Annotated in this window: 20 protein-coding genes, 1 tRNA gene and 1 pseudogene; 8 read left to right on the top strand and 14 right to left on the bottom strand. The window is 66.6% G+C overall.

The features are described from left to right. Positions 1-22: 22 nt before the first annotated feature. On the bottom strand, positions 23-298 hold the full coding sequence (locus P7B02_RS09690; protein WP_277786142.1) for a sel1 repeat family protein: 276 nt from the start codon (positions 296-298) through the stop codon (positions 23-25). Positions 299-422: 124 nt separating this feature from the next. After that, positions 423-1,148, bottom strand: coding sequence for a glutathione S-transferase N-terminal domain-containing protein (locus P7B02_RS09685; protein ID WP_277786141.1), 726 nt, complete (start codon positions 1,146-1,148; stop codon positions 423-425). A gap of 166 nt (positions 1,149-1,314) precedes the next feature. Between P7B02_RS09685 and P7B02_RS09680 the strand changes: the two genes are divergently transcribed. Beyond that, complete coding sequence (locus tag P7B02_RS09680) at positions 1,315-1,800, top strand: RcnB family protein (protein ID WP_277786140.1); 486 nt, start codon at positions 1,315-1,317, stop codon at positions 1,798-1,800. 197 nt (positions 1,801-1,997) lie between these two features. On the opposite strand, the gene gatB is transcribed toward P7B02_RS09680, so the two are convergent. Genes gatB through gatC form a run of 3 tightly spaced genes read right to left on the bottom strand, consistent with a single transcriptional unit; the run spans position 1,998 to position 5,249 of the window. Further along, positions 1,998-3,488, bottom strand: a complete 1,491-nt coding sequence (gatB, locus tag P7B02_RS09675; protein WP_277786139.1) for an Asp-tRNA(Asn)/Glu-tRNA(Gln) amidotransferase subunit GatB — start codon at positions 3,486-3,488, stop codon at positions 1,998-2,000. Position 3,489: 1 nt separating this feature from the next. After that, positions 3,490-4,965, bottom strand: a complete 1,476-nt coding sequence (gene gatA / locus P7B02_RS09670) for an Asp-tRNA(Asn)/Glu-tRNA(Gln) amidotransferase subunit GatA (protein WP_277786138.1) — start codon at positions 4,963-4,965, stop codon at positions 3,490-3,492. Next, the gene (gatC, locus tag P7B02_RS09665) at positions 4,962-5,249 is read right to left on the bottom strand and encodes an Asp-tRNA(Asn)/Glu-tRNA(Gln) amidotransferase subunit GatC (protein ID WP_277786137.1); all 288 of its coding nucleotides are present in this window, start codon (positions 5,247-5,249) and stop codon (positions 4,962-4,964) included. Before gatC ends, gatA begins: the two co-directional genes overlap by 4 nt. Positions 5,250-5,332: 83 nt before the next feature. Between gatC and ruvX the strand changes: the two genes are divergently transcribed. The 5 genes from ruvX to dprA all read left to right on the top strand — a co-directional run bounded on the left by ruvX (position 5,333) and on the right by dprA (position 10,046). Then, entirely contained in the window at positions 5,333-5,800 is a 468-nt protein-coding gene (ruvX, locus tag P7B02_RS09660) for a Holliday junction resolvase RuvX (protein ID WP_277786136.1), read from the top strand. Between the two features lie 159 nt (positions 5,801-5,959). Further along, positions 5,960-6,937, top strand: coding sequence for an aspartate carbamoyltransferase catalytic subunit (locus tag P7B02_RS09655; protein ID WP_277786135.1), 978 nt, complete (start codon positions 5,960-5,962; stop codon positions 6,935-6,937). Next, a complete protein-coding gene (gene pyrC, locus P7B02_RS09650; protein ID WP_277786134.1) occupies positions 6,937-8,238 on the top strand; it encodes a dihydroorotase in 1,302 nt (433 codons plus the stop codon). The genes P7B02_RS09655 and pyrC overlap by 1 nt, the downstream gene beginning before the upstream one ends. Before the next feature lie 63 nt (positions 8,239-8,301). Further along, positions 8,302-8,937 (top strand): glycerol-3-phosphate 1-O-acyltransferase PlsY, encoded by a 636-nt coding sequence (gene plsY / locus P7B02_RS09645; protein WP_277786133.1) that lies wholly within the window; start codon positions 8,302-8,304, stop codon positions 8,935-8,937. Beyond that, positions 8,934-10,046: a DNA-processing protein DprA gene (gene dprA, locus P7B02_RS09640; protein WP_277786132.1), complete on the top strand. Its 1,113-nt coding sequence runs from the start codon at positions 8,934-8,936 to the stop codon at positions 10,044-10,046. Before plsY ends, dprA begins: the two co-directional genes overlap by 4 nt. Before the next feature lie 3 nt (positions 10,047-10,049). Here the strand turns inward: dprA and P7B02_RS09635 are convergent, their stop codons facing one another. After that, positions 10,050-10,214 (bottom strand): hypothetical protein, encoded by a 165-nt coding sequence (locus tag P7B02_RS09635; protein WP_277786131.1) that lies wholly within the window; start codon positions 10,212-10,214, stop codon positions 10,050-10,052. A gap of 179 nt (positions 10,215-10,393) precedes the next feature. On the opposite strand from P7B02_RS09635, the gene topA reads away from it, so the two are divergent. Continuing rightward, entirely contained in the window at positions 10,394-13,060 is a 2,667-nt protein-coding gene (topA, locus tag P7B02_RS09630; RefSeq protein WP_277786130.1) for a type I DNA topoisomerase, read from the top strand. Here the strand turns inward: topA and mtnN are convergent. Together mtnN and bla are read right to left on the bottom strand one after the other, a co-directional pair. After that, a complete protein-coding gene (gene mtnN / locus P7B02_RS09625; RefSeq protein ID WP_277786129.1) occupies positions 13,057-13,782 on the bottom strand; it encodes a 5'-methylthioadenosine/S-adenosylhomocysteine nucleosidase in 726 nt (241 codons plus the stop codon). The two genes, topA and mtnN, sit on opposite strands and share 4 nt — an antisense overlap. A 26-nt stretch (positions 13,783-13,808) precedes the next feature. Continuing rightward, positions 13,809-14,681: a class A beta-lactamase gene (gene bla / locus P7B02_RS09620; RefSeq protein WP_277786128.1), complete on the bottom strand. Its 873-nt coding sequence runs from the start codon at positions 14,679-14,681 to the stop codon at positions 13,809-13,811. 99 nt (positions 14,682-14,780) lie between these two features. On the opposite strand from bla, the gene gcvA reads away from it, so the two are divergent. Next, on the top strand, positions 14,781-15,650 hold the full coding sequence (gene gcvA / locus P7B02_RS09615; protein ID WP_277786127.1) for a LysR family transcriptional regulator: 870 nt from the start codon (positions 14,781-14,783) through the stop codon (positions 15,648-15,650). Between the two features lie 57 nt (positions 15,651-15,707). Here gcvA and P7B02_RS09610 read toward each other — a convergent pair whose 3' ends face one another. The 6 genes and pseudogenes from P7B02_RS09610 to P7B02_RS09585 form a co-directional block, all read right to left on the bottom strand. Continuing rightward, positions 15,708-16,337: an ATP-dependent Clp protease proteolytic subunit gene (locus tag P7B02_RS09610; protein ID WP_277786126.1), complete on the bottom strand. Its 630-nt coding sequence runs from the start codon at positions 16,335-16,337 to the stop codon at positions 15,708-15,710. A gap of 110 nt (positions 16,338-16,447) precedes the next feature. Beyond that, positions 16,448-16,819, bottom strand: a complete 372-nt coding sequence (locus tag P7B02_RS09605; protein ID WP_277786125.1) for an acyl-CoA thioesterase — start codon at positions 16,817-16,819, stop codon at positions 16,448-16,450. An 82-nt stretch (positions 16,820-16,901) separates the two neighbouring features. Further along, positions 16,902-18,260, bottom strand: coding sequence for a trigger factor (tig, locus tag P7B02_RS09600; protein ID WP_277786124.1), 1,359 nt, complete (start codon positions 18,258-18,260; stop codon positions 16,902-16,904). A 345-nt stretch (positions 18,261-18,605) separates the two neighbouring features. Continuing rightward, positions 18,606-20,990: a TonB-dependent receptor gene (locus P7B02_RS09595; protein ID WP_277786123.1), complete on the bottom strand. Its 2,385-nt coding sequence runs from the start codon at positions 20,988-20,990 to the stop codon at positions 18,606-18,608. Between the two features lie 264 nt (positions 20,991-21,254). Continuing rightward, positions 21,255-21,339: transfer RNA gene (locus P7B02_RS09590), tRNA-Leu, on the bottom strand. A 65-nt stretch (positions 21,340-21,404) separates the two neighbouring features. Next, positions 21,405-23,984: pseudogene (locus P7B02_RS09585) on the bottom strand (TonB-dependent receptor); the annotation flags it as partial. Between the last annotated feature and the right edge of the window lie 189 nt (positions 23,985-24,173).

Genomic DNA, 24,173 nt, shown 5'->3' with positions numbered 1-24,173 from the left:
CAACCGTCGGCGGGCGGCGGGATCAGGCCCGCTGCAGCCACTCGCGCGCGGCGCGCTGGGCCTCGGCCACCTCTTCGGTGTCCATCTCGGCGCTCAGTTCCTTGCGGTACACCTTGGCTTCCATCGAACCGCGCATGGCGGCCAGATTGAACAGCATGTGCGCCGAGACGTAGTCGAGCGGCGCGCCGCCCTGACCCGTGGAGTAGAGCAGGCCCATGCGGAACAGCTCGTCGCCGGAGGAAGTCGCGGTCGGCAGAGGAATTTCGCCGCCCATTTCCGTTTCCATGCTTGCCAGCATGATCGTGGTCCCTTGTTCAGGACGCCCTTCTGGCCTCCGTCAGACTCAAGGAAAGACGAGGGTCGCTGAACATAGGGTTAATGGGCGGACACCCTGAATCGTCACGAATCCCGGGCGCCAGGCTTCAACGAGCCCGCTGGCCGAACAAAACGCTGCGGGCCTGGTCGCCGGCCTTGCTGGAATTGGTCAGGGCGGCGTTGCGCAGTTCGGCGCCCAGCTTGAAGCCGGTCTGGACCGCGGCGCGCTCCCCCACCCGCTCGAACCAGGCCTTCAGATGCGGGAACTCCTCGATCTGGATGCCCTGGTTCTTCCACGGCACGACCCAGGGCCAGGACGCCATGTCGGCAATGGAATAGTCGCCGGCGATGAAATCTCGATCCGCCAGGCGCTTGTTCAGGACGCCATAGAGACGGTGCGTCTCGTTGGTGTAGCGGATGGCGCCGTAGGCCACCTGCCGCTGGTCCTTGATCATGGCCGGGGCGTACTGGCGGAAGTGATGCGTCTGGCCGGCCATGGGGCCCAGGCCGCCGACCTGCCAGAACAGCCACTGATCGATCTCGATCTGGTCGCGGGCGCCAGCGCCATAGAACTGGCCGCTCTTGCGGGCGAGGTACTGAAGGATCGCCCCGGATTCGAAGATCGACACCGGCTTTCCATCCGGGCCGTCGGGATCGACGATCGCCGGCATGCGGCCGTTGGGGCTGATTGCCTGGAAGCCGGGTTCGAACTGATCGCCCTTGCCGATGTTCACCGGGATCATCCGGTACGGCAGGCCCATCTCCTCCAGGGCGATGGAGATTTTCCAGCCATTGGGGGTGGGCCAGTAGTGCAGTTCGATCTCGCCAGCCATGCGTTCGCTCCTCCGTCTTCTTGCGCCGCTTCAACATGGCGATGCCTGCTTTCGCTGCAAGAGCGGTTGCTGACGATCATGTTCAGGTGGGGTTCAGGCGGCCCTTGTCATGGTGGCTTCATCGAATGACGCGGCCCCGCCGCTGAACAAGAAGGAGAGGTCACCCATGAAAAAGTTGCTGCTGACCCTCGCCGCAGCCGCGGCCGTCGCCGGTCCGATCGCCGCCACGGCGACCCAGGCCGCCGCCCAACCCCGTTGGGAGCGTGACCGCTGGGATGACCGCCGCGACCGTCGCGAATGGCGTCGTGAATACCGCGACGACCGCCGCAACTACGACCGCGGCTATCGCCAGGGCTACCGCGACAGCGGCCGCTGGGATCGTGGCCGGCACAACGGCTACTACTGGAACAACCGCTGGTTCTACGGCCCGCCGCCCCAGGCCTATTACGGCCGCCCGGGCTTCAGCGTGGGCTACTCGTCCTGGCGTCCGGGCGGCTACCTGCCCCCGTACTATCGTGACTACCGCGTCTACGACTACGGCCGCTACGGCCTGCGTCCGCCGCCGCGGGGCTACTACTGGTACCGCGCCGGCGACGACTATCTGATGGCCGCCGCCGCCTCGGGCCTGATCTTCGACATCATCACTCGATAGTCGAAGTCACCGTTTAGTCTCTGAATTCGCTTCGATTTAGTCGTCGAATTCTCTCAAGAAAGAACGCCCCGGAGATCGCTCTCCGGGGCGTTTTGTTTGCGTCCTTCGACTCGCGCTGCGCGCGGCTCAGGATGACGTGTTCAATGCAAAGACTTCGTCATGCTGAGCGGGAGCGCAGCGACCAGTCGAAGCACGCACTACAGGCCCAGCTTCGCCTTCAGGATGTCGTTGACGGCGGCCGGGTTGGCCTTGCCGCCGGTTTCCTTCATGACCTGGCCGACGAACCAGCCAATGGCCTGCGGCTTTTCCTTCACGGCTTCCGCCTTGTCGGGATTGGCGGCGATCAGCTTGTCCACCGCCGCCTCGATGGCGCCGGTGTCGGTGATCTGGACCAGGCCGTGCTTCTCGACGATGGCGGCTGGAGCCCCCTCGCCCGCCCACATGTGGTCGAACACCGTCCGGGCGATCTTGCCCGAGATGGTGCCGTCCTCGATCAGGGCCACCAGGGCGCCGATGTCGGCCGCGCTGATCGGCGAGGCGGTGATCTCCAGCCCGTCCTTGCCCAGACGGCCCATCAGGTCGTTCAGGGTCCAGTTGGCGACCAGCTTGGCGTCGCGGCCCTTGGCGGCTTCCTCGAAGAAGGCGGCCACGTCGGCGTCCGAGATCAGCACCGAGGCGTCGTAGGCCGACAAGCCGTAGTCGGCCATCAGGCGGGCCTTCTTGGCGTCCGGAAGCTCCGGCAGGCCCGCCTCGATCTCTTTCACCCAGGCCGCGTCAATCTCCAGCGGCAACAGGTCGGGATCGGGGAAGTAGCGGTAGTCGTGCGCCTCTTCCTTCGAACGCATCGACCGGGTCTCGCCCTTGCCCGGATCGAACAGGCGGGTCTCCTGATCGACCTTGCCGCCGTCCTCGAGGATCTCGATCTGGCGGCGGGCCTCGTAGTTGATGGCCTGCTGGATGAAGCGGTAGCTGTTGACGTTCTTGATCTCGCAGCGCGTGCCGAGATGCTTGAAGCTGCCCGTCTCGCGGAACTTCTCGTAGTCGCCAGGACGGCAGACAGAGACGTTCACATCGGCGCGAAGGTTGCCCTTCTCCATGTCGCCGTCGCAGGTGCCGAGGGTGACCAGGATGGCGCGCAGCTTCTTGACGTAGGCGGCGGCGTCTTCCGGCGAGCGCATGTCCGGCTTGCTGACGATCTCCATCAGCGCCGTGCCCGAACGGTTCAGGTCGACATAGGTCGCCTTCGGATCGAGATCGTGGATCGACTTGCCGGCGTCCTGCTCCAGGTGGAGACGCTCGATGCGCACGGTGAAGCTGGTGCCGTCGATGCGGTCGACAGTCACTTCGCCCTCACCCACGATCGGGAACTCGAACTGGCTGATCTGATAGCCCTGCGGCAGATCCGGATAGAAGTAGTTCTTCCGGTCGAAGCGGCTCTTCAGGTTGATCTGGGCCTTCAGGCCGAGGCCCGTGCGGACCGCCTGCTCGACGCAGAACTTGTTCAGCACCGGCAGCATGCCCGGCATGGCTGCGTCCACGAGCGAGACCTGCTCGTTCGGACCCGCGCCGAAGCCGACGGCCGCGCCGCTGAACAGCTTGGAGTTGGACGCCACTTGGGCGTGGACCTCGAGACCGAGAACGATCTCCCAGTCACCGGTGCGGCCTTTGAGTGTGAAGGTCTCAGTCATCTTACCACCAACGCTCCGCCTTCTTGCCGGCGAAGCCCGCCGCCTTCTCGATCGCGCCGCCGATGCTGAACACCGTGCCTTCGTCCAGGGGACGGCCGATAATCTGCAGGCCGAGCGGCAGGCCCTGGGCGTCCAGACCGGCCGGGACGCTCATGGACGGCAGGCCGGCCAGGTTCGTCGTCACCGTGAAGACGTCGTTCAGGTACATGGCGATCGGATCGTTGCTGTTTTCACCCAGGCCGAAGGCCGCCGACGGGGCCGTCGGGGTCAGCAGGGCGTCGCACTTTTGCCAGGCCTGTTCGAAGTCGTCGGCGATGCGCCGGCGGACCTTTTGGGCCTTCAGATAGTAGGCGTCGTAATAGCCCGCGCTCAGCACGTACGTGCCGATCAGGATGCGGCGCTTCACCTCCGCGCCGAAGCCTTCGGCGCGGGTGTTCTCGTAGATCTCGGTCAGGTTGCCGCCCTCGGCGCGGAGGCCGTAGCGCATGCCGTCATAGCGGGCGAGGTTCGAGGACGCCTCGGCCGGGGCCACGATGTAGTAAGCCGGCAAGGCGTACTTGGTGTGCGGCAGGGAGACCTCGACGATCTCGCAGCCGGCCTCCTTCAGCCAGTTGATGCCGTCCTGCCAGAGCTTCTCGATCTCGGCCGGCATGCCGTCGACGCGGTATTCCTTGGGCACGCCGATGCGCAGGCCCTTCACCGACTTGCCGACGAAGCTGGCGAAGTCCGGCACCTCGATGTCGAGGCTGGTGGAGTCCTTTGGATCGTGGCCCGACATGGACTTCAGCAGGATGGCCGCGTCCTCGACCGTCTTGGCGATCGGGCCGGCCTGGTCCAGCGAGCTGGCGAAGGCGACGACGCCCCAGCGCGAGCAGCGGCCGTAGGTCGGCTTGATGCCGACCGTGCCGGTGAAGGCGGCCGGCTGGCGGATCGAGCCGCCGGTGTCGGTCGCCGTGGCGCCCAGGCACAGGTCGGCGGCCACGGCCGAGGCCGAACCGCCCGACGAACCGCCGGGGGTCAGGGACTTGTTGGAGCCCGCAATACGCCAGGGGTTCACCACCGGACCAAACGCGCTCGTCTCGTTGGACGAGCCCATGGCGAATTCGTCCATGTTCAGCTTGCCCAGCATCAGGGCGCCGTCGCGCCACAGGTTGGACGTCACCGTACTCTCATACGGCGGCTGGAAGTCGCCGAGGATCTTGGAGCAGGCCGTGGCCCGCACGTCCTTGGTGCAGAACAGGTCCTTGATGCCCAGCGGCGCGCCTTCCAGGGCGCCGGCCTCACCCTTGGCGAGACGGGCGTCGGAGGCCTCGGCCGAGGCCAGGGCGGCCTCCGGAGTCTCCAGGATGTAGGCGTTCAGCGGACGCGCGGCCTCCACGGCGGCGATGTGCGCCTTGGTCAGCTCCATGGACGAGAATTGCTTGGCCTTCAGACCGTCGAGCGCGGCCTTGAGGGTCAGGGAGGTAAGCGCGGTCATTCCACCACCTTCGGGACGACGAAGAAGCCGTCCACAGACTTGGGAGCATTCTTGGTCACGACAGCGGCGTCGCCGCCGTCGGTCACGACGTCGGCGCGCAGCGGCAGGGCCTGGGCCACCACCGAGGTCATCGGCTCGACACCGTCGGTGTCGACTTCAGCCAGCTGCTCGATCCACTGCATGATGCCGTTCAGTTCCTGGGCCAGCGCTTCGACGCGCTCCTCGGGTTCGGCGATGCGGGCGAGCCTGGCGACCTTGCGGACGGTCGCGGCGTCAATGGCCATGGGCCTCTCCTTGAATTCGAACGGCAGGGGTTACTCGCGGTAACGGCTGGTTTCAAGCGTGCGGATGCCGCTATTACAGAGACATGCCCGTTCTGGACCTAATCAACCTGCCCGCCGCCCTGCCCGCCTACGCGCCGATCATCGGCCTGGACCTGGGGGAGAAGACCATCGGCGTGGCCGTCAGCGACGCTACACGCACTGTCGCGAGCCCCGTTCAGACGCTCCACAAGGGCAAGTTCACCGATGACGCCAACGCCCTGTTCAAGATCATGGACGGTCGGAACGCGGCGGGAATCGTCATCGGCCTGCCGGTGAACATGGACGGGACCGAAGGAACGCGCTGCCAGTCCAACCGCGCCTTCGCCCGGAACCTGTTCCGCTTCCGCGACCTGCCGATCGCCTTCTGGGACGAGCGGATGTCGACCATGGCCATCAACCGCATGCTGATCGACGAGCATGACGTGACCCGCAAACGCCGGGGCGAGGTGGTCGACAAACTGGCCGCCGTCTGGATCCTGCAAGGGGCTCTGGAGCGGTTGCGGGGCTTGTAAGGCCTAGCGTCCTTCGACTTGTCCGCTAGCGCGGACAGCTCAGGGTGACGATTCAGTGCAAAGACCTCGTCATGCTGAGCGGGAGCGCAGCGACCAGTCGAAGCACGCACGGCCCAGCCAACTTCCCTTCTCCATCGAACCCGCCTAGAAGGCGGGCTCATGACGGCCACCGCGCAAGGCATCGAGGCGATCACGGATCGCATGTTCCCCTTCCACAGTCGGCACCTATTGTCGGCCGGCGACCTGAACGCCGTACAAGCGGCGGATCTGCTCGATCTGGCCGACCAGTTCGTGGCCTTGAACCGGCAGACCAACAAGACGCTCGACCTGCTCAAGGGTCGGACGCTGATGAACCTGTTCTTCGAGAACTCGACCCGCACGCAAAGCTCGTTCGAGCTGGCCGGCAAGCGCCTGGGCGCGGACGTGGTCAACATGAACGCCAAGACGTCCTCGGTGGCCAAGGGCGAGACCCTGATCGACACCGCCGTGACCCTGAACGCCATGCGGCCGGACCTGCTGGTGGTGCGCCATTCGTCCTCCGGTGCGGCGGCCCTGCTGTCGCAGAAGGTCGGCTGCAGCGTGATCAACGCCGGCGACGGCCAGCATGAGCATCCGACCCAGGCCCTGCTCGATGCTCTGTCGATCCGCCGCGCCTTCGGCCGGGTCTCCGGCCTGACGGTCGCGATCTGCGGCGACATCCTGCACAGCCGGGTGGCCCGCTCGAACGTCGCTTTGCTCAACACCCTGGGCGCGCATGTCCGCCTGGTAGGCCCGCCGACCCTGATGCCGTCGGCCGCCGACCGCTGGGGCGCCGAGGTGCATCACGATTTCCGAAAGGGGATCGCCGGGGCCGAGGTGGTGATGATGCTGCGCCTGCAGCTGGAGCGGATGCAGGGCGCGCTTGTCCCCTCCACCCGCGAGTATTTCCGCTTCTGGGGCCTGGACCGCGAGAAGCTGGCCTTCGCCGCCCCGGGCGTGCGGGTCATGCACCCCGGCCCCATGAACCGTGGGGTCGAGATCGACTCCGAGGTTGCCGACGATCCCGAAGTGAGCCTGATCCAGAACCAGGTGGAGATGGGCGTGGCCATGCGCATGGCCGTCCTCGCCTCGCTGGCCGCCCGGCTGGAGAACGCCTGATGGCCACGACCACCCGCCCCCTCGCCATCGTCAACGCGCGCCTGGTCGATCCGGCCAGCGGTTATGACGGCCCCGGCGCCCTGCTGACCAAGGACGGGCTGATCGCCAAGGTCGCTCAGGGCGAAGCGCTCTCCCTGCCCGACGACGTGCAGGTGATCGACGCCTCCGGCGCCATGCTGGCCCCTGGCCTGGTTGATCTGCGGGTGAAGACCGGCGAGCCCGGCTCGGAGCCCAAGGAGACCCTGAAATCCGCCTCCCGCGCCGCCGCGGCCGGGGGCGTCACGTCCATGGTCGTGCAGCCGGACACCGATCCGGCCGTGGACGACCCGGCCATGGTCGATTTCATCCTGCGCCGCGCCCGCGACGTGGAGCTGGTGCATGTCTATCCCGCCGGCGCCGCCACCGTCGGACTGGGCGGCGAGCGGATGGCCGAACTGGGCCTGATGCGCGAGGCCGGTTGCGTTTATGTCACCGACGCGGATCGCCCGATCGTTGACTCCAAGGTGTTCCAGCGGGTCCTGACCTACGCCAAGGCCTTCGACCTTTGGGTGGCGCACCGCCCGATTGATCCGTGGCTATCCAAGGGCGGCGCGGCGATCGGCGGCGAGTTCGCCGGCCGCATGGGCCTGCCGTCCGTGTCGCCCTATGCCGAGCGCATCATGCTGGAGCGCGATCTCGCCCTGGCCGAAGCCACCGGCTCCAAGCTGCTGGTGGACCAGATCACCTGCGCCGACGCCCTGGAAAGCCTGAAGCGCGCCAAGGCCAAGGGCGTGAAGGTCGCCGCCACGGTGTCGATCAACCACCTGTCCTTCAACGAGCTGGACATCGGCGACTACCGCACCTTCGCCAAGGTGAACCCGCCCCTGCGGGGCGAGGACGACCGCCAAGCCCTGATCGAGGCGCTCGCCTCGGGCCTGATCGACGTGGTGGTGTCGGCTCACAGCCCCGCCCCCGCCGAAGACAAGCGCCTGCCCTATGACGAGGCCGCGCCGGGCGCCGTGGGTCTGGAGACGCTGCTGCCAGCGCTGCTGGCCCTGCATCACGACGGGCGCATCCCGCTAATCGACTTGATCGCGGCGGTCACCGTCAAGCCGGCCGACCTGATCGGCCTGAAAGCCGGCCGGCTGGCCGTCGGCGCTCCTGCCGACCTGCTGCTGGCCGACCTGAACGCGCCGGTGGTCATCGACGCCGACAAGCTGCTGTCCAAGTCCAAGAACTCACCCTTTGACGGGCGTCGCCTGCAAGGACGGGTGCTGACGACGGTGGTCGAAGGGCGCATCGTGCATCAGGCGCAGCAATAAGCTCAGCCTTGCCAACAGGGCGCGAAGCCCCTCACATGAACGACGTTACGGGAGAGACGTAAGGTGGAATCCCTGGCCGGAGCCGTGTGGCTCACCCTCGGACTGGTGGTCGTCGGCGGTTATCTGCTGGGCTCGATCCCGTTCGGCCTGATCGCCACCCGTTTGGGCGGCGCGGGCGACATCCGCAAGATCGGCTCCGGCAACATCGGGGCGACCAACGTCCTGCGCTCGGGCCGCAAGGACCTGGCGGCGATCACCCTGATGGGCGACGCGGGCAAAGGGGTTCTGGCCGTGTTCCTCGCCCGCTGGCTCACCAACGACAGCGCCGCCATGGTCGCCCTGGCCGGCGGCGCGGCCTTCCTGGGCCACCTGTTCCCCGTCTGGCTCGGCTTCAAGGGCGGCAAGGGCGTAGCCACCTTCTACGGCGTGCTTCTGGCCGCCGCCTGGCCCATCGGCGTGATGGCGGCGGTGACCTGGCTGGCCATGGCCGCCATTTTCCGAATCTCGTCCCTGGCGGCCCTGACGGCCACCGCCCTCGCCCCGCTGTTCGCCCTCGCCACCGACAGCGGCTGGCCCATGGTCGGCCTGACCCTGTTCATGGCGGTGCTGGTGTTCATCCGCCACCACGAGAACATCAGCCGCCTGATGAAGGGCCAGGAGCCGAAGATCGGCTCGAAGAAGGACAAACCGGCCGAATGACGGCGGGGCCGCTAAGCGACCGAGAACGAGTCGCCTGGCTGCGCCTGTCGCGCACCGAGAACGTCGGCCCCGTCACTTTTGAACAGCTTGTCATGCGCTTCGGCTCAGCCGGCGCGGCACTATCCGCCCTCCCCGACCTCGCCCGGCGTGGCGGGCGCATCAATCCCCTGACCATTCCCACCGTCGCTCAGGCCGAGGATGAGCTGGCGGCGGGCGACCGGCTTGGCGCGCGCCTGCTGGCCGCTTGCGAACCCGCTTTTCCACGCCGATTGGCGGCGCTGGACCCGCCGCCGCCCCTGATCTGGGCCTTGGGCCGCATCGAACTGCTCAACCGGCCCAACATCGCCATCGTCGGCGCGCGGATCGCCTCCGCCGCCGGCCAGCGTTTCGCCCGCACCCTGGCGGTCGATCTAGGCAAGGCGGGTCAGGTCGTCGTCTCCGGCCTCGCCAGGGGCATCGACGGCGCGGCCCATGAAGGCGCGCTCGCCACCGGCACAGTCGCCGTCCTGGGCGGCGGCATGGACGACATCTATCCCCCCGAGCACGCCGAGCTGCATGCCCGCATCGCGGCGGAGGGCTGCATCGTCTCTGAAAGCCGGCCGGGTCATCGGGCGCAGGCCAAGGACTTTCCCCGCCGCAACCGGATAATCTCCGGCCTGTCGCTGGGTGTGGTGGTGGTCGAGGCGGAGCTGAAATCCGGCTCCCTGATCACCGCGCGGCTGGCGGCGGAACAGGGGCGCGAGGTGTTCGCCGTGCCGGGCTCGCCGCTCGACCCCAGAGCCAAGGGAACCAACGATCTGATTCGCCAGGGCGCCGCCCTGTGCGAGAGCGCCGAGGACGTGCTGCGCACCCTGGAAGGCATACGGTCTCTGAGCGAAAACGAACGGCCGGCCTATGCCGGACCGCCGCCTGACCAACGCGCACTGGACGCGGCCGCGGACCGGCTGCGCGGCAAGGTGGAGGCGTTGCTGTCGCCTACCGAAATCTCACGGGATGATCTGATCCGCGCCGTGGGCGAACCCGCGCCTCTGGTCCTGGCGGCGCTGGTGGAGCTGGTTCTGGCGGGACGGGCGTCAATCTCCGCCAGCGGGCTCGTCAGCCGCTCATAGCGGCTACTCGGCGTCGATGTCCGGCGCCATGCGGGCGGCTTCCAAAGCGGCGATCTGGAGGAGCGAAGCCAAGTGACGATGCCCCTGCCGGGCCGCCATGACACTGAGTTCACCGAGCATCTCTTCTATATACGCCTCCACGCTTCCCGGCGGCGTATCAAGACCCACGGTAGACATCCCCATGCCGATTCCTCACTCAACCCCTACGTTAAACGCTATATTCGCCCCCAAGGGTTGTAAACCATGACGCGACGTCGCACGCGTTGACAGAACGGGTTCCACGCCCCCACTTTCCCGGCTCGCTCGGGTCCTCCCGCCCTTGCCACCTTGAAAGTCGCCATCACCGCATGAACGTCGTCGTCGTCGAAAGCCCGGCCAAGGCCAAGACCATCAACAAGTACCTGGGCTCCGACTACACGGTCCTCGCGTCCTACGGTCACGTCCGCGATCTGCCGTCCAAGGACGGCTCCGTGGATCCCGAGCACGACTTCGCCATGTTGTGGGACGTGGACGCCAAGTCCGCCAAACGCCTGTCGGACATCGCGGAGGCGGTGAAGAAGTCCGACCGCCTGATCCTCGCCACCGACCCGGATCGCGAGGGCGAGGCGATCAGCTGGCACGTTCTGGAGGTTCTCCAGAAGAAGAAGGTGCTGAAGGATAAGGCGGTCGAACGCGTCACCTTCAACGCCATCACCAAGTCCGCCGTGTCGGAGGCCATGCGCCATCCACGCCAGATCGACATGGAGCTGGTGGAGGCCTATCTGGCCCGCCGCGCCCTGGACTATCTGGTGGGCTTCACCCTTTCGCCGGTGCTGTGGCGCAAGCTGCCGGGTTCGCGCTCGGCCGGCCGCGTGCAGTCGGTGGCCCTGCGCCTGGTCGTGGACCGCGAGCTGGAGATCGAGCGCTTCAAGACCCAGGAATACTGGACCGTCGAAGCCGATGTGAGCGCCGGCGCCGACCCGTTCTTGGCCCGTCTGGTCAAGCACGACGGCAAGAAGCTCACCAAGTTCGACCTGCCGAACGAGGCCGCCGCCACGACGGCCAAGGCCGCCGTGCAGGCCGCTTCGTTCAAGGTGACCGCCGTCGAGAAGAAGCCTGGCAAGCGCTCCCCGCCCCCGCCCTTCACCACCTCGACCCTGCAGCAGGAAGCCGCCCGCAAGCTGGGCTTCTCGGCCCAGCGCACCATGCAGGCGGCCCAGAAGCTGTACGAAGGCATCGACATCGGCGGCGAGACCGTCGGCCTGATCACCTACATGCGTACCGACGGCGTGCAGGCCGCGCCCGAAGCGCTGGATGAAGCGCGCAAGGTCATCGGCAACGTCTATGGGGCCGACTACGTCCCCGAGAGCGCCCGCATCTACAAGACCAAGGCCAAGAACGCCCAGGAAGCGCACGAGGCGATCCGCCCGACGTCCCTGACCCGCAACCCCGGCTCCCTGCGTCTGGAGGCCGATCTCGGCCGCCTGTACGAGTTGATCTGGAAGCGGATGATCGCGTCGCAGATGGAGAGCGCCCGCATCGAGCGCACAACCGTCGATCTGGACAGCGCCGACGGCAAGACCGGCCTGCGCGCCACCGGCCAGGTAGTGCAGTTCCCGGGCTACCTCGCCGTCTATGAAGAAGGCCGCGACGCTCCGGATCCGCGGAGCGGATCCGGTCAGGAAAGTGATTGGGCCGATGAGGATGGCGGCCGCCTGCCCGTCATCAACGAGGGCTCCACCGCCCAGGTGCGCGAGGCGCGCGCCGACCAGCACTTCACCGAACCGCCGCCGCGCTATTCGGAAGCCAGCCTGGTCAAGAAGATGGAGGAGCTCGGCATCGGGCGTCCGTCCACCTACGCCTCGGTCCTGACCGTGCTGCGCGACCGCGCCTATGTCCGCATGGAGAAACAGCGCTTCATCCCGGAGGACAAGGGCCGCCTAGTCACCGCCTTCCTGGAGCAGTTCTTCGAGCGCTACGTGGAGTACGACTTCACCGCCTCGCTGGAGGAGAAGCTCGACCTCGTCTCGTCCGGCGACCTGGACTGGAAGGACTTCCTTCGCGAGTTCTGGAAGGACTTCAAGGCGCAGGTCGGCGAGATCAGCGAGCTGCGCACCACCCAGGTGCTGGACGCCCTGAACGACGCGCTCGGCCCGCACATCTTCCCGGACAAGGGCGACGGGACCGATCCGCGCGCCTGCCCGACCTGCGGCACCGGCCGCCTGTCGCTGAAGACTGGCAAGTTCGGCGCCTTCATTGGTTGCTCCAACTATCCCGAATGCCGCTTCACCCGCCCCATCGCCACCTCCGAGGGCGAAGGCGAGGAGCAGGCCGCCGACAAGGAGCTGGGCGTCAACCCGGCGACCGGCCAGGCCGTGTGGCTGAAGGTCGGCCGCTTCGGCCCCTATGTTGAGGAGATGGCCGGCGAGGGCGAGAAACCCAAGCGCGGCAGCATTCCCAAGGGCTGGGCCCCGGCTAGCATCGACATCGACAAGGCCCTGCGCCTGCTGTCCCTTCCCCGTGAGGTCGGCACGCACCCCGAGGATGGAAAGCCGATCATCGCCAATCTTGGCCGCTTCGGCCCCTATGTTCAGCACGATGGCACCTACGCCAACCTGGAGAACGCCGATGAAGTGTTCGAGGTGGGCATCAACCGCGCCGTGGCTGTCCTGGCCGAAAAGCGCGCAGGCGGCGGACGTGGCCGCGCTGCGGCGGCGGCTCTGAAGGAGCTGGGCGCTCACCCGGCGGACGGCGCGCCGGTGCGGGTGTTGTCGGGCCGCTTTGGCCCGTACATCAAGCACGGCTCCACCAACGCCAACGTGCCCCGCGGGTCCGATCCTCAGGAGCTGACGCTCGAAGTGGCCGTCCAGCTTCTGGCGGAGCGCGAGGCCAAGGGCGGCGGCAAGAAGCCGGCGAAGAAGGCGGCCAAGCCCAAGGCTGAAGCCAAGCCGAAGACCGCGGCGGCCAAGAAGCCGGCCGCCAAGAAGGCTCCGGCCAAGAAAGCTGCCCCGAAGAAGAAGGCGGCCGAGGCTTAGTCGAGAATCTCCAGCAGCGCCGTCACGCAGAGGGCGCTGTTGCGGGAGGCCATGTCGGCCATCTGGGTGAAGCTCAGATGGCTGTCATCGCCCGCCTGGTCCGACAGGGTCCGGATCACATAGAGCGGCGCGCCCCAGGCAGCGGCCACCTGCGCCACCGCGCCGGATTCCATGTCGATGGCGTCGGCGCCCAGCGCCGCGTGCAGGTCGTCACGGGTCGCCGCACAGTTCAGGAAATAGTCGGCGGTGATCAGCGAGCCCAGGGCCACCGGGGCGTCGAGCCGGGCCGCCACAGCGTCGCGCAGGCGCACCAGCGTCGCCCGGGTATCGTCGCGGACAGGCGTCACCACCTCCAGCGTCGGCGCGCCGATGGGGTTGATGCCCGAGGTCGTCCGCACAAAGGCGCGGTCGGCGATCATGCCGAAGTCGTGGATCGCCAGCTTCTCGCCCAACAGGACCGAGCCGACGCCGAAGGCGGGATTCAGCCCACCCGCTACGCCGGAGAAGATCAGGGCCGAAGCCTCGTAGCGATCCAGCAGCACGGCCGCTGCGGCGGCGGCGTTGACCTTGCCCACCCCGGCCATGGCGAGAGCGACCGGCCGCCCCGCATGCTCACCGATCCAGACCTGGGTCGCGCCATGGCGGCTTGGCCGGTCCTCCACATGAAGCTGCTGGCGAAGGGCCGACAGTTCTTCGGGGATAGCGCAGAGAATGGCGTGCATGAGGGACCTCGCTTCGGTCCCTCCGCTTACCCCGAATAGACCGAGGCGACGATCCTCGCCGCGCTGGCGATGACGCTGTTGCGGACGTCCAGCGTGGCGTCAGAGCCGTCGTAGAAGACCGTCAGAATGATCGGCCCACCCTTGGGCGGCCAAAGGACGGCGACGTCGTTGGTCGCGCCGCCGGTCCAGGTGCCGGTCTTGTCCCCGACGACCCAGTTGTCCGGCACCCCAGCGCGAATCCGCGCGCCGCCCGTCGTGTTGGCGATCAGCCAAGTCTTCAGTTGCTCCCGCGACTTGGCCGACAACGCATTGCCGAGCACCAGCCGGTTGAGCGTGGCCGCCATGGCGGCGGGGCTGGTGGTGTCGCGCTGATCGCCGCCAATCACCACGTTCAGCTCCGGCTCCGTGCGGTCCATGCGGGTGACGCCGTCGCCGGTGGAGCGGACGAAGGCGGTCAGGCCCGCCGGGCCGCCGCTGTCGCGCATCAGCAGGTTGGCGGCGGCGTTGTCGCTGAGGGTGACCGTCGCCTGGCAGAGCTCGGCCACGCTCATGGTCCCGCCCACGCGCTTCTCGACGGCGGGGGAATGGGTGACCAGATCCGCCTTCCGAATCTGGATGCGCCTGGACAGGCTCTCTTTGCCCGTATCCACCCGGCTGAGGACCTGGGCCGCCAGCAGAGCCTTGAAGGTGCTGCACATGGCGAAACGCTCGTCCAGGCGATGCCCCCAGACTTCCCCCGTCGTCGTATTGCGCACGCCCACGCCCAACCGGCCGCCGTTCTTGCGCTCCAGCTCAGCGATACGCTGCATAATGCCTGACGGCGCGGCGAAGGCGCCGCCGGACGCAGCAGCCGCGACGCCAAAGCCCAGGCCGATCATCAGGTTTCTGCGATGGATCATGAAAAAACTCCCTCTCTCGCCGCTCAGAGTGCGGAGGGAGACGCCTCGCCGCAAACGATGATAAGTCGGCGGAGCCATTAGCTGAATTTGGGTCTCGAAGTGACGCGCCCTCACCTGCCCCTGAACGCCCTGCGCGCCTTCGAAGCCTCTGCCCGACACCTCAGCTTCACCCGCGCGGCGATTGAGCTGTGTGTCACCCAAGCGGCCGTCAGCCACCAGGTGAAGGGATTGGAGCAGCGTCTCGGCGCAGCCCTGTTCCGCCGCCTGCCGCGTGGCCTCGCCCTGACCGACGAGGGTCTGGCCCTGCTGCCGTCCTTGACCGACAGCTTTGACCGCATCGGCGACATCATGGAGCGGTTCGAGGGCGGCCGGGTGCGCGAGGTGCTCACGGTCGGCGCGGTCGGCACTTTCGCGGTGGGCTGGCTGCTGCCTCGCCTTCAAGCCTTCGCCGAGGCGCATCCCTTCGTGGATCTGCGCCTGATGACCAACAACAACCGCGTGGACATCGCCGCCGAAGGCCTGGACTACGCCATCCGCTTCGGTGACGGCGCGTGGCACGGGACCAGCGCCGAGCCGCTGTTCGACGCGCTCATGTCGCCCCTGTGCGATCCCGTGACCGCCGGCCGACTGATCACGCCCCAGGACCTGACGCGCGAGACCCTGCTGCGGTCCTACCGCTCGGCTGACTGGCCGGACTGGTTCGCCGCCGCCGAGGTGGACGGCTCGCATATCCGGGGGCCGGTGTTCGACAGCTCCTGGGTGATGGTCGAGGCGGCCATGCAGGGCTTCGGCGTCGCCCTGGCCCCACCGATGATGTTCGAGCGCGAGCTGGCCCAAGGACGGATCGTGCAGCCCTTCACGACCACCGTGTCGACGGGCCGGTACTGGCTGACCTGGCTGAAGTCCAAGCAGCAGACCAGCGCCATGAAGGCGTTCCGGGACTGGCTGGCGACTCAGATGCCGACCTAAAGAAAAAGCCTCCCCATCGCTGGGGAGGCTCGATCCTTGTTCCGATGACGGAGGGGCTTAACCCTTCACGGCCTCGGCCACGTCGCGGGTCTCGACCACCTGGTCGACGAGGCCCCAGGCCAGGGCCTCCTCGGCGCTCATGAAATGGTCGCGGTCCAGCGTACGCTCGACCTCTTCCAGGGTGCGGCCGCAGTGCTTGACGTAGATTTCATTCAAGCGGCGCTTCGTCTTGATGATGTCCTCGGCGTGGCGCTCGATGTCCGAAGCCTGACCGCGGAAGCCGCCCGACGGCTGGTGAACCATGATCCGGGCGTTCGGCAGGCTGATGCGCTGACCGGCGGCGCCGGCGGCGAGGATCAGCGAACCGGCCGAGGCGGCCATGCCCATGCACACCGTCGAGACCGGGCTCTTGATGTACTGCATGGTGTCGTAGATCGCGAGCGCCGAGGTCACCACGCCGCCCGGCGAGTTGATGTACATGGCGATCTCTTTCTTGGGGTTCTCGGACTCCAGGAAAAGAAGCTGGGCGCAGATCAGGCTGGCCATGCCGTCCTCGAACGGGCCGGTCAGGAAGATGATCCGCTCACGAAGCAGACGCGAGAAGATGTCGAACGCGCGCTCGCCGCGGCTCGACTGCTCGACGACCATGGGGACCAAACCGCTCATCATGGTCATGGGATCTTGCATGGAATGCCCTTCATAGAATTGGTGGGCGGCGCATCGACGCCCGTTGCGCCGCCGTCCATCCCGATATCGCGTGCGCCTCGCGCTTATGCAAGGCGGGCGCACGCGGCTTTTTAGGCGGCGTCCTTAACAGGCGGCATGACATGGCCTTCCGGAGCATCGGTGGCGACCATGTGGAACAGCCCCCGGGCGCACACCCTGCGGTCCCCGCTGAGCAGGGATTCGGCCTCCAGCGTCACATCCACGGTCAGGGATTTGCGCCCTGCCCGCACCACGTTGGCGAAGGCCTCGACCACTTCCCCCACCCGCGCGGCGTTGACGAAGTCGATGCGCTCGCACGAGGCGGTGACGAAGGTCAGCCGGGCATGACGGGTGGCGGCGATGAACGCCGCCTTGTCCATCCGCGCCAAGGCCACGCCGCCGAACAGGGTGCCGTGGTGGTTGGCGTCGCCAGGAAAGACCATGTCGGTCAGGAGTGCGGTCATGGGAAACTCGAAAGCTTGAAATGAAACAGGGCGGCCTCCTTTCGGAGACCGCCCTGAGAAGATCGCGTCGAACGCGTGATCTTTAGGCGCCGTAGCCTTCCGGCAGGTCGTCGTCTTGCAGCAGCTCGTCCTTGGAGACGGCTTCGTCAGTGACCTTGGCCTTTTCGAAGATCAGGTCCACGACCTTGTCTTCGTACAGCGGGGCGCGGACCTGGGCCTGGGCGGCCGGGTTCTGTTGGTAGAATTGCAGGACCTGCTGGGCCTGGGCGCCGTACTGGATGGCTTCGCGGCGGATGGCTTCCATCAGCTCACGATCCGAAACCGACACGTCGTGCTTGCGGCCGATTTCGGCCAGCACCAGACCCAGGCGCACGCGGCGCTCGGCGATCTTGCGGTATTCGGTCTGCAGTTGCTCGTCCGACTTGCCGGCGTCTTCTTCCGGCAGGCCGCCACGTTCCTTATCAGCCTGGACCTGTTGCCAGATGCCGGCGAACTCGGCGTCCACCATGCGCGGCGGCAGGGGGAAGTCGTGCTTGGTGTCCAGCGCGTCGAGCAGAGCGCGCTTCAGCTTGAAGCGCGAGCTGGCGGCGTAGCGGTCAGCCAGATTCTTGCGCAGCAGATCGGTCAGCGAAGCCAGGTCCTTCAGGCCCAGGCGCTCGGCCAGGGCGTCGTCGGCCTTGCCGTCGACCGGGGCGCGGACTTCCTTCACCTTCACGGCGAATTCAGCGGCTTTGCCGGCCAGGTTGGCGGCTTGGTAGTTCTCGGGGAAGGTCACTTTCACGGTGACTTCGTCTTCGGCCTTGGCGCCGACCAGTTGGTCTTCGAAGCCCGGGATGAACTGGCCCGAACCCAGGACCAGCTCGGCGTCCTCGGCCTTGCCGCCTTCGAACTCGACGCCGTCGATGCTGCCGACGAAGTCGATCAGCAGTTGATCTTCTTCCTTGGCCTTCACCGACTTGCCGGTGCGCGGCTCGTAGGTGCGGGCCTGCTTGGCCAGCTCGGCCAGGGCTTCCTCGACCTCAGCGTCTTCCGGGGTGTAGACCGGGCGCTTCAGCTCCAGGGAGGTCACGTCGACCGGCTCGAAGTCGGGCATGACTTCAACGGCCAGTTCGAAGGTCAGGTCTTCGCCGCCGGCGATGACCTTGTCCATGTCCGATTCCGGCTTCAGGTCCGGCTGGCCGGCGGGACGCAGCTTGTTGTCGTCCAGGACCTTCTGGGTGGTTTCGTTGAGCGCCTGCTCGATGACTTCGCCCATCAGGGCCTTGCCATAGAGGCGACGAACGTGGGCCGTCGGCACCTTGCCGGGACGGAAGCCCTTCACGTTCATCTGCGGGGCGACTTCCTTGATGCGGGCGTCGAGGCGCGAAGCGAGCTCGCCGGCCGGAACGGTGACGCCATAGACGCGGCTCAGGCCTTCGCCCGACTTTTCAACGATCTGCATGGACATGGTCTTCTCAAGTCTCGGACAGGCGAACGTGAAACACGTCCTTACGTCCGCCTTCGGGATGAAACAGAGGCGCCGCCGTCAAGGCCCGCGGGTAAAAGCGCGCCCGCGCGGCGGCGCGAAGGCCGCCCTTATGTCATGCGCGAGCTTCCGGGCCAAGCCCGACTTTACGCGGCCAAATATCGGGGAAAACGCCGCCATGGCGGCGGAATGGCCGCGGCGGGAAGCCAGCGGCCTCCCTCACCCGCCTTGGAACGCAAAACGCCGGCCGCCATTCGGCGAACCGGCGTTCAGTGTCGAGAGGGTGGGCCGGACCGCCGCAGCGATCCAGCCCTTCGATCCCTAGTACTTCAGGCTGATTTCCAGACCAAAGGTCCGGGGCTCGTTGAAGTTGGCGTAGTCGCCGATGGCGTTCGAGCCCGAACGACCTTCCGTCGAGCGACGGTAGATGTAGTCGTTGTTGAGCAGGTTACGCGACCAGACCGACAGGGTGATGTTCTGGCCTTCGGCCACCTGCCAGTTGGCGAGCGAGGCGCGGGCGTTCACCACGAAGGCGTCGTCGGTCTTTTCCGGCGACTGTTCGAAGCTCTGGGTGCCGGTCGAGAAGTTGGCGTCCAGGTGCAGGCGAAGGTCCGCGAACTCCAGCGGCTGGACATAGTCCAGCGAGCCGCTGAGCGCATGCTTCGGGGTGTAGATGATGTACACCGGCTGGATGGTGCCGCAGGCTGGGCAGTTGGCCGAGGCCGGGAACGGGTTGCGGGCGTCCGGGACGTTGGTCTCGGTGTAGGCGTAGGCGAAGCTGGCGCGCAGGTTGTCGGTCAGACGACCCGAGACGTCGAACTCCAGACCGCGGATGTCGCTGGTGCCCGGGGCGTTGACCGTCTCCACCGTGTTGCGGGTGTTGCCGGTGACCGGGTCCGGAGCGACCAGGGTGAATTCGATCTGGGTGTTGGTGCGGTTCATGTCGAACAGCGCCAGGTTGACGTTGAAGCGGTCCAGCAGGATCGCCTTCAGGCCGATTTCGAAGCTTTCGACCTCTTCCGATTCGAAGGGGGCGTAGGACAGCGAGCGCGAGTTGGCGCCGCCGGCCCGGTAGCCGGTCGAGAAGGTGCCGTAGACGTTGATGTCGGGCGTCACGTCGAAGCCGACCGTCACGGTCGGGTCGAAGCGGTTCTCTTCCAGTTCGAACTGGAAGTTACGCGCCGTGTTGCTGACCTTATAGAGCGTGCCTTCCTTGTCGTCCGAGGTATAGCGGCCGCCCAGGGTGATCTTCATCTGGTCGTTGAGGATCGGCGGGTTGTAGACCGTGTGGACGTAGACGCCCTTGCTGGTCGACTTGGCGACGCTGCCGCGGTCGATGGCGCGGAAGCCGCGGGTGATGCCGGCGGTCTTCGGATCGCGGACGACGTAGTTGCCGTTCGAACCGACGTAGGTCAGGGTGCTCGGCGTCGCCGCTTCTTCCCAGGCCTTTTCGTTGAAGTAGTAGAGGCCGACCACGTACTCGAGGCGATCCTCGAAGGCCGAACCCACGAACTGGAATTCCTGGCTGCGCTGGAACTGTTCCATGTCCGACAGGCTGTAGCGCGAGAAGTTGCGCGCCGAGTTGCCTTCCGGAGCGTTCGGCTGGAACACCGGCGGACGGTTCGGGCCGCCAGCGTTGTCGTACTGCTCAACCCACACTTCGCGGAAGGCGGTGATCGAGCGGATCTCCAGGTTCGGGTTCACTTCGTACTTCATGTGAAGCGAATGGCCCGAGATTTCGTCGATGCTGGCTTGCTGCGGCACGCCGGCGTCGGCCACCTTCTGGCGGTCGGGATGCACGCCGATGCCCGGGGGCAGCGGCGAGATCGTGCCGCTCGGACGCGGGAACGCGGTGGAGACCGGCAGGCCCAGCGGGTTGTAGTTCACCAGCTGGCTGAGGAACGGCGTCGATTCGCTGCGGGCGGTGTCGTAGGCGTACAGGGCCTCGAAGCCCTCGATCGGACGCCACATCGCCGAGACGCGCAGGCCTTCGCGGTCGAGGTAGTTCCAGCCCAGCTGGCCTTCCATCGGGTTCTTGGTGGTCTCGTCGCGGTGCTGCAGGGCCGCGTCGATCTTGATGCTGACGCCGGCGATCTCGGGCAGATCCAGGTGGGCGTCGGCGTTGTAGCCGTTGAAGTTGCTGACGCCGGCGGTGGCGCGCAGGCCGTACTCGCCGGTCGGGCGGCGGGTGACCATGCTGACCGCGCCGCCTTCGGTGTTGCGGCCGAACAGGGTGCCTTGCGGGCCGCGCAGGACTTCGATGCGCTCAAGGTCGAGGATGGAGGCGTTCAGGCCTTGCTGGCGGCCGAGGTAGACGCCGTCCAGATAGACGCCGACGCCCTGCTCGCGGGCGGGCTGGTTGGCGTCGTTCGGCACGATGCCGCGGATGCCGACGGTCAGCGCGGTCGAGCGCGACTCGAAGGTAGTCATACGGAGGGTGGGAACGCTGCTGGCGATGTCGAGCAGCGACTGGACCTGGGCGGCCTTCATCGTCTCGGCGCCGATGACGGCGATGGCGATCGGCGTTTCGCGCAGATTGGTTTCGCGCTTGGTCGCGGTGACGATCAGGTCATCGACCAGAACGCCCTGATCAGCGGCGGCGTCAGCACCGGCGTCGGCCGCCACTTCGGCGAATGCGATGCCCGGGGCGGCGATCATCGCCACACCCGCCAAGATCTGACGACGGTAGTTGGATTTGAATTTCATGGTTGTGTCCCCTTCGTTGGGGGACACCTAGAAGACGTTTATGACACGGCCATAACGCCAGTTTGAATGTTCTGAGACAGTGTCAAAATCCCCACGGGGCAAGGCTTTCGCCCGCCGCGGCAATCCCCTTCCCTGCATGGGACAAAGCGTCGCCATGGGCTTCAAGGCCAGCAATGGCGCGCCGACCGGCGTCGGGTAATTTTTATGAAGGTGTTGTGTAAGTTCGTGCTCGGCGAGCAGCATCAAGGCGCTTGCTCGAGGAACTGGTGCGGATGAGAGGACTCGAACCTCCACGCCTCTCGGCGCTGGAACCTAAATCCAGTGCGTCTACCAGTTCCGCCACATCCGCAGGTTCGCGGAGCGACTTAGGGTAAGCCCGGCGCCGAAGCAAGCGCCGGACTTCCTAGATCAGAGTCAGAAGTTGATCGCCGCGCCCACCCAGTAGGTGCGGCCGTAGTTCGCCCACTCCTGCAGATAGCGTCGGCCAGGGCCGGTCACTTCCTGGCGGCCGGTGTTCGATAGGTTCTGGCCCTCGGCGTAGACCGTCACATTGTCGGTCAGGCGCCAGGAGACGCTGGCGTCGAACAGGTGGCGGCCCTTCCAGTACTGGTCGGCGTTGGGGATCGTGTCATTGATCGTCTCCAGCTGGCCGCCGATGTAGTTGTGCGAGACGCGGGCCTCGAACGGACCACGTTGGTAGTAGATCGACTCGTTGGTGGTGATCTCCGGCTGTTGGAACAGACCCGTGACGCGCGGGCCGGCGGTGGTCAGGAACGTGAATTCCGTATCCAGCCAGGTCACGTTGCCGTTGAAGCCGAAGCCGTTGAGCGGCGCGGGCAGGAAGGTGAAGGCCTGCTGCACGGCGAACTCGACGCCCTTGATCTTGGCCGATTCCGCATTGCGCGGGGTCGAGACCAGAACCGCCTCGACGCCGCGGCCGATGTCGAGGCTCTCGACGCCCGACAGGGTGAAGATCTCGTTCTTGATGTCCTTGGAGAACAGGGCCAGCGAGATCAGGCCGTCGCGCGGGTAGAACTCCACCGACAGGTCGAGGCCTTCGCTTTCGCGGGGCTTCAGGCCCGGGTTGCCGCGCGACACAGTCGGCTGGCTGCCATCGAAGCTGACCGACTCCGTAGCCGCCAGCGAACCGAAGTCCGGACGACCGATGGTGTTGGTCCAGGCGGCGCGGACGATCAGGTCCGAGCGCACGTCCCACTGCATGTGGACGCTGGGCATGAAGCTGTCATAGCCGCCCGAGTTGCTGACGGGGCTCATTACCCCGCCGCTGCTGCGGGTGGCGTCGGACTCCACCTCGGTCCGCTCGTAGCGCAGGCCGCCCAGCAGGGTGACGTCGCCGAACTTGTAGCTGGCCTGGCCGTACAGGGCGTAGACGTCCTCCTGCACCTCGTAGTTGCCGGTCGGCACGGTGACGGCGGTGGTGAAACGCGAGCGGTTGGCGTTGAAGAAGTCCATCGCCTCCTTCGCGCCAATGCGCGGCGACAGCAGGTAGCGGCCAGCGATCAGCTGGCTCGGTCCCGCCGCATCAACCTCCGCCAGGGTGTAGTTGAAGCCCGTGCCGGCGCGGTAGTTGATCTGGCTGTCGGCGAACTCGCGCTTGCTGGAGCGGATCACGCCGCCGAACTTCGCCTTGATGTTCCGATCGTCCAGGCCCTGATCGAAGGCCAGGTCGAAGCGGCCCTGGAAGGCTTTTTCCTCGGTCTCGGTCAGCGCGTCGCGGTGTTGCTGCAGATTGTAGTTGGCCGGATTGCGGATGGCTGCGTCGTTCACCGGGGTGAAGACCGGGAACATCGGGTTCGTGGTGTCGTAGGTAAAGGCGTAGTTGGCGCCCGCCGTATCGACCGTGCGGAACTCCACCGAATGGTTCGGCACCTCAAGCTGAGCCTGCGAGTAGACCAGGTCGCCGTTGGCGGTCCATTGCGCGTTGATGTTCCAGTCGAAGCCCGTGCGGGCCAGGGCGATCTCGCGCTTGGTGATGGGCTGGTTCAGCTGGATCGTGCCGCGGCCGCGCGCGAAAGCGCCGCTGGTCTGGGTCTGATTGGCGACGTTGCCCAGGGGCTCGATGCGGAACTCGATGCGCTCCTCATCATCCTCCATGCGGGCGTATAGCGCCGAGGCCTCCCAGTGCAGGTCATCGTTCGGGCGGTATTCGAGCTTGCCGTTCACGCCGCTGCGCTGCTTGGTGTTGTTGTACCAGAACAGGCGCTGGAAGGTCGGCACCTGGATGCCGTTGCCGTTGGCGGCGCCGGAGTTCACCGGCGCGCCGGCCGAGGTGTATTCGCGCACCGACGGGGCCTGCGACTCCAACTGCGGAATGTCGTAGTCGAGCTGCTCCTGCGAGCCGCCGATGACCACGCCCCATTCATCGTTCGGGCCAAAGGTCGTGCCGGCCGCGAAGGCGGCGCGATAGTTGGCCTTGTCGTTGCGGACGTCGCCGTGGCGCTCGTAGTGACCGTAGGAGGCGATGGCGCTGACGAATGGACCGTTCGCATCGAAGGCGCTGCGGGTCTTTACGTCGATCGTGCCGCCGATGGCGTTGCCGTCCTTGTCCGGCGTCACCGTCTTTACGACTTCCAGACGGCCGACCATGACCGAGGGCACGATGTCCAGCGGCACGGTGCGGCCGCTTTCGTCCACCGACGAGACAATGGCCCCGTCGACCGTGGTGCGGTTATAGGTCGAGCGCAGGCCGCGGACGACCGGGAAGCGAGGCTCGCCCTGGTCTTCCATGACCGAGATGCCGGGGATGCGGCGCAGGGCGGCGGCAGTGTTGTGGTCCGGCATCTTGCCGATGTCGTCGGCGGAGATGACGTCGGCGACGACGAAGTTCTCGCGCTTCACCGCGATGGCGGCGCTTTGCGCCTTCCGCTGGCCGGTGATGATCACTTCGTCGAGGTCGGTCGCCTCCTGGGCGCGGACCAACGACGGCGCGCACAGGGCGCTGGCGGCCATCAGGCCGACGACAAGACTTTGAGACTTGGAATTCCGCGCCATCTGCGCCCCCTCTGTTGCAGTGCGAGGGCGGGTTTAGGAGTCATACGTGACAGCCGCGCATGACTTCCGTGTCGAAACGGCGAAGACTGACGCAGTCATGAAGTTCCGGAAAACCGGTTCAACTTCCGATAGTTGAGCGCGGCAGCGCTCGCCGTCCAGGCGGTGCGGAAT

Origin of the sequence: Caulobacter segnis, from assembly GCF_029543125.1 — a bacterium.
Classification (GTDB): Bacteria; Pseudomonadota; Alphaproteobacteria; order Caulobacterales; family Caulobacteraceae; genus Caulobacter; species Caulobacter segnis_D.
The sequence above is the reverse complement of the archived record's forward strand: the minus strand, read 5'-3'. Positions and strand labels throughout refer to the sequence as shown.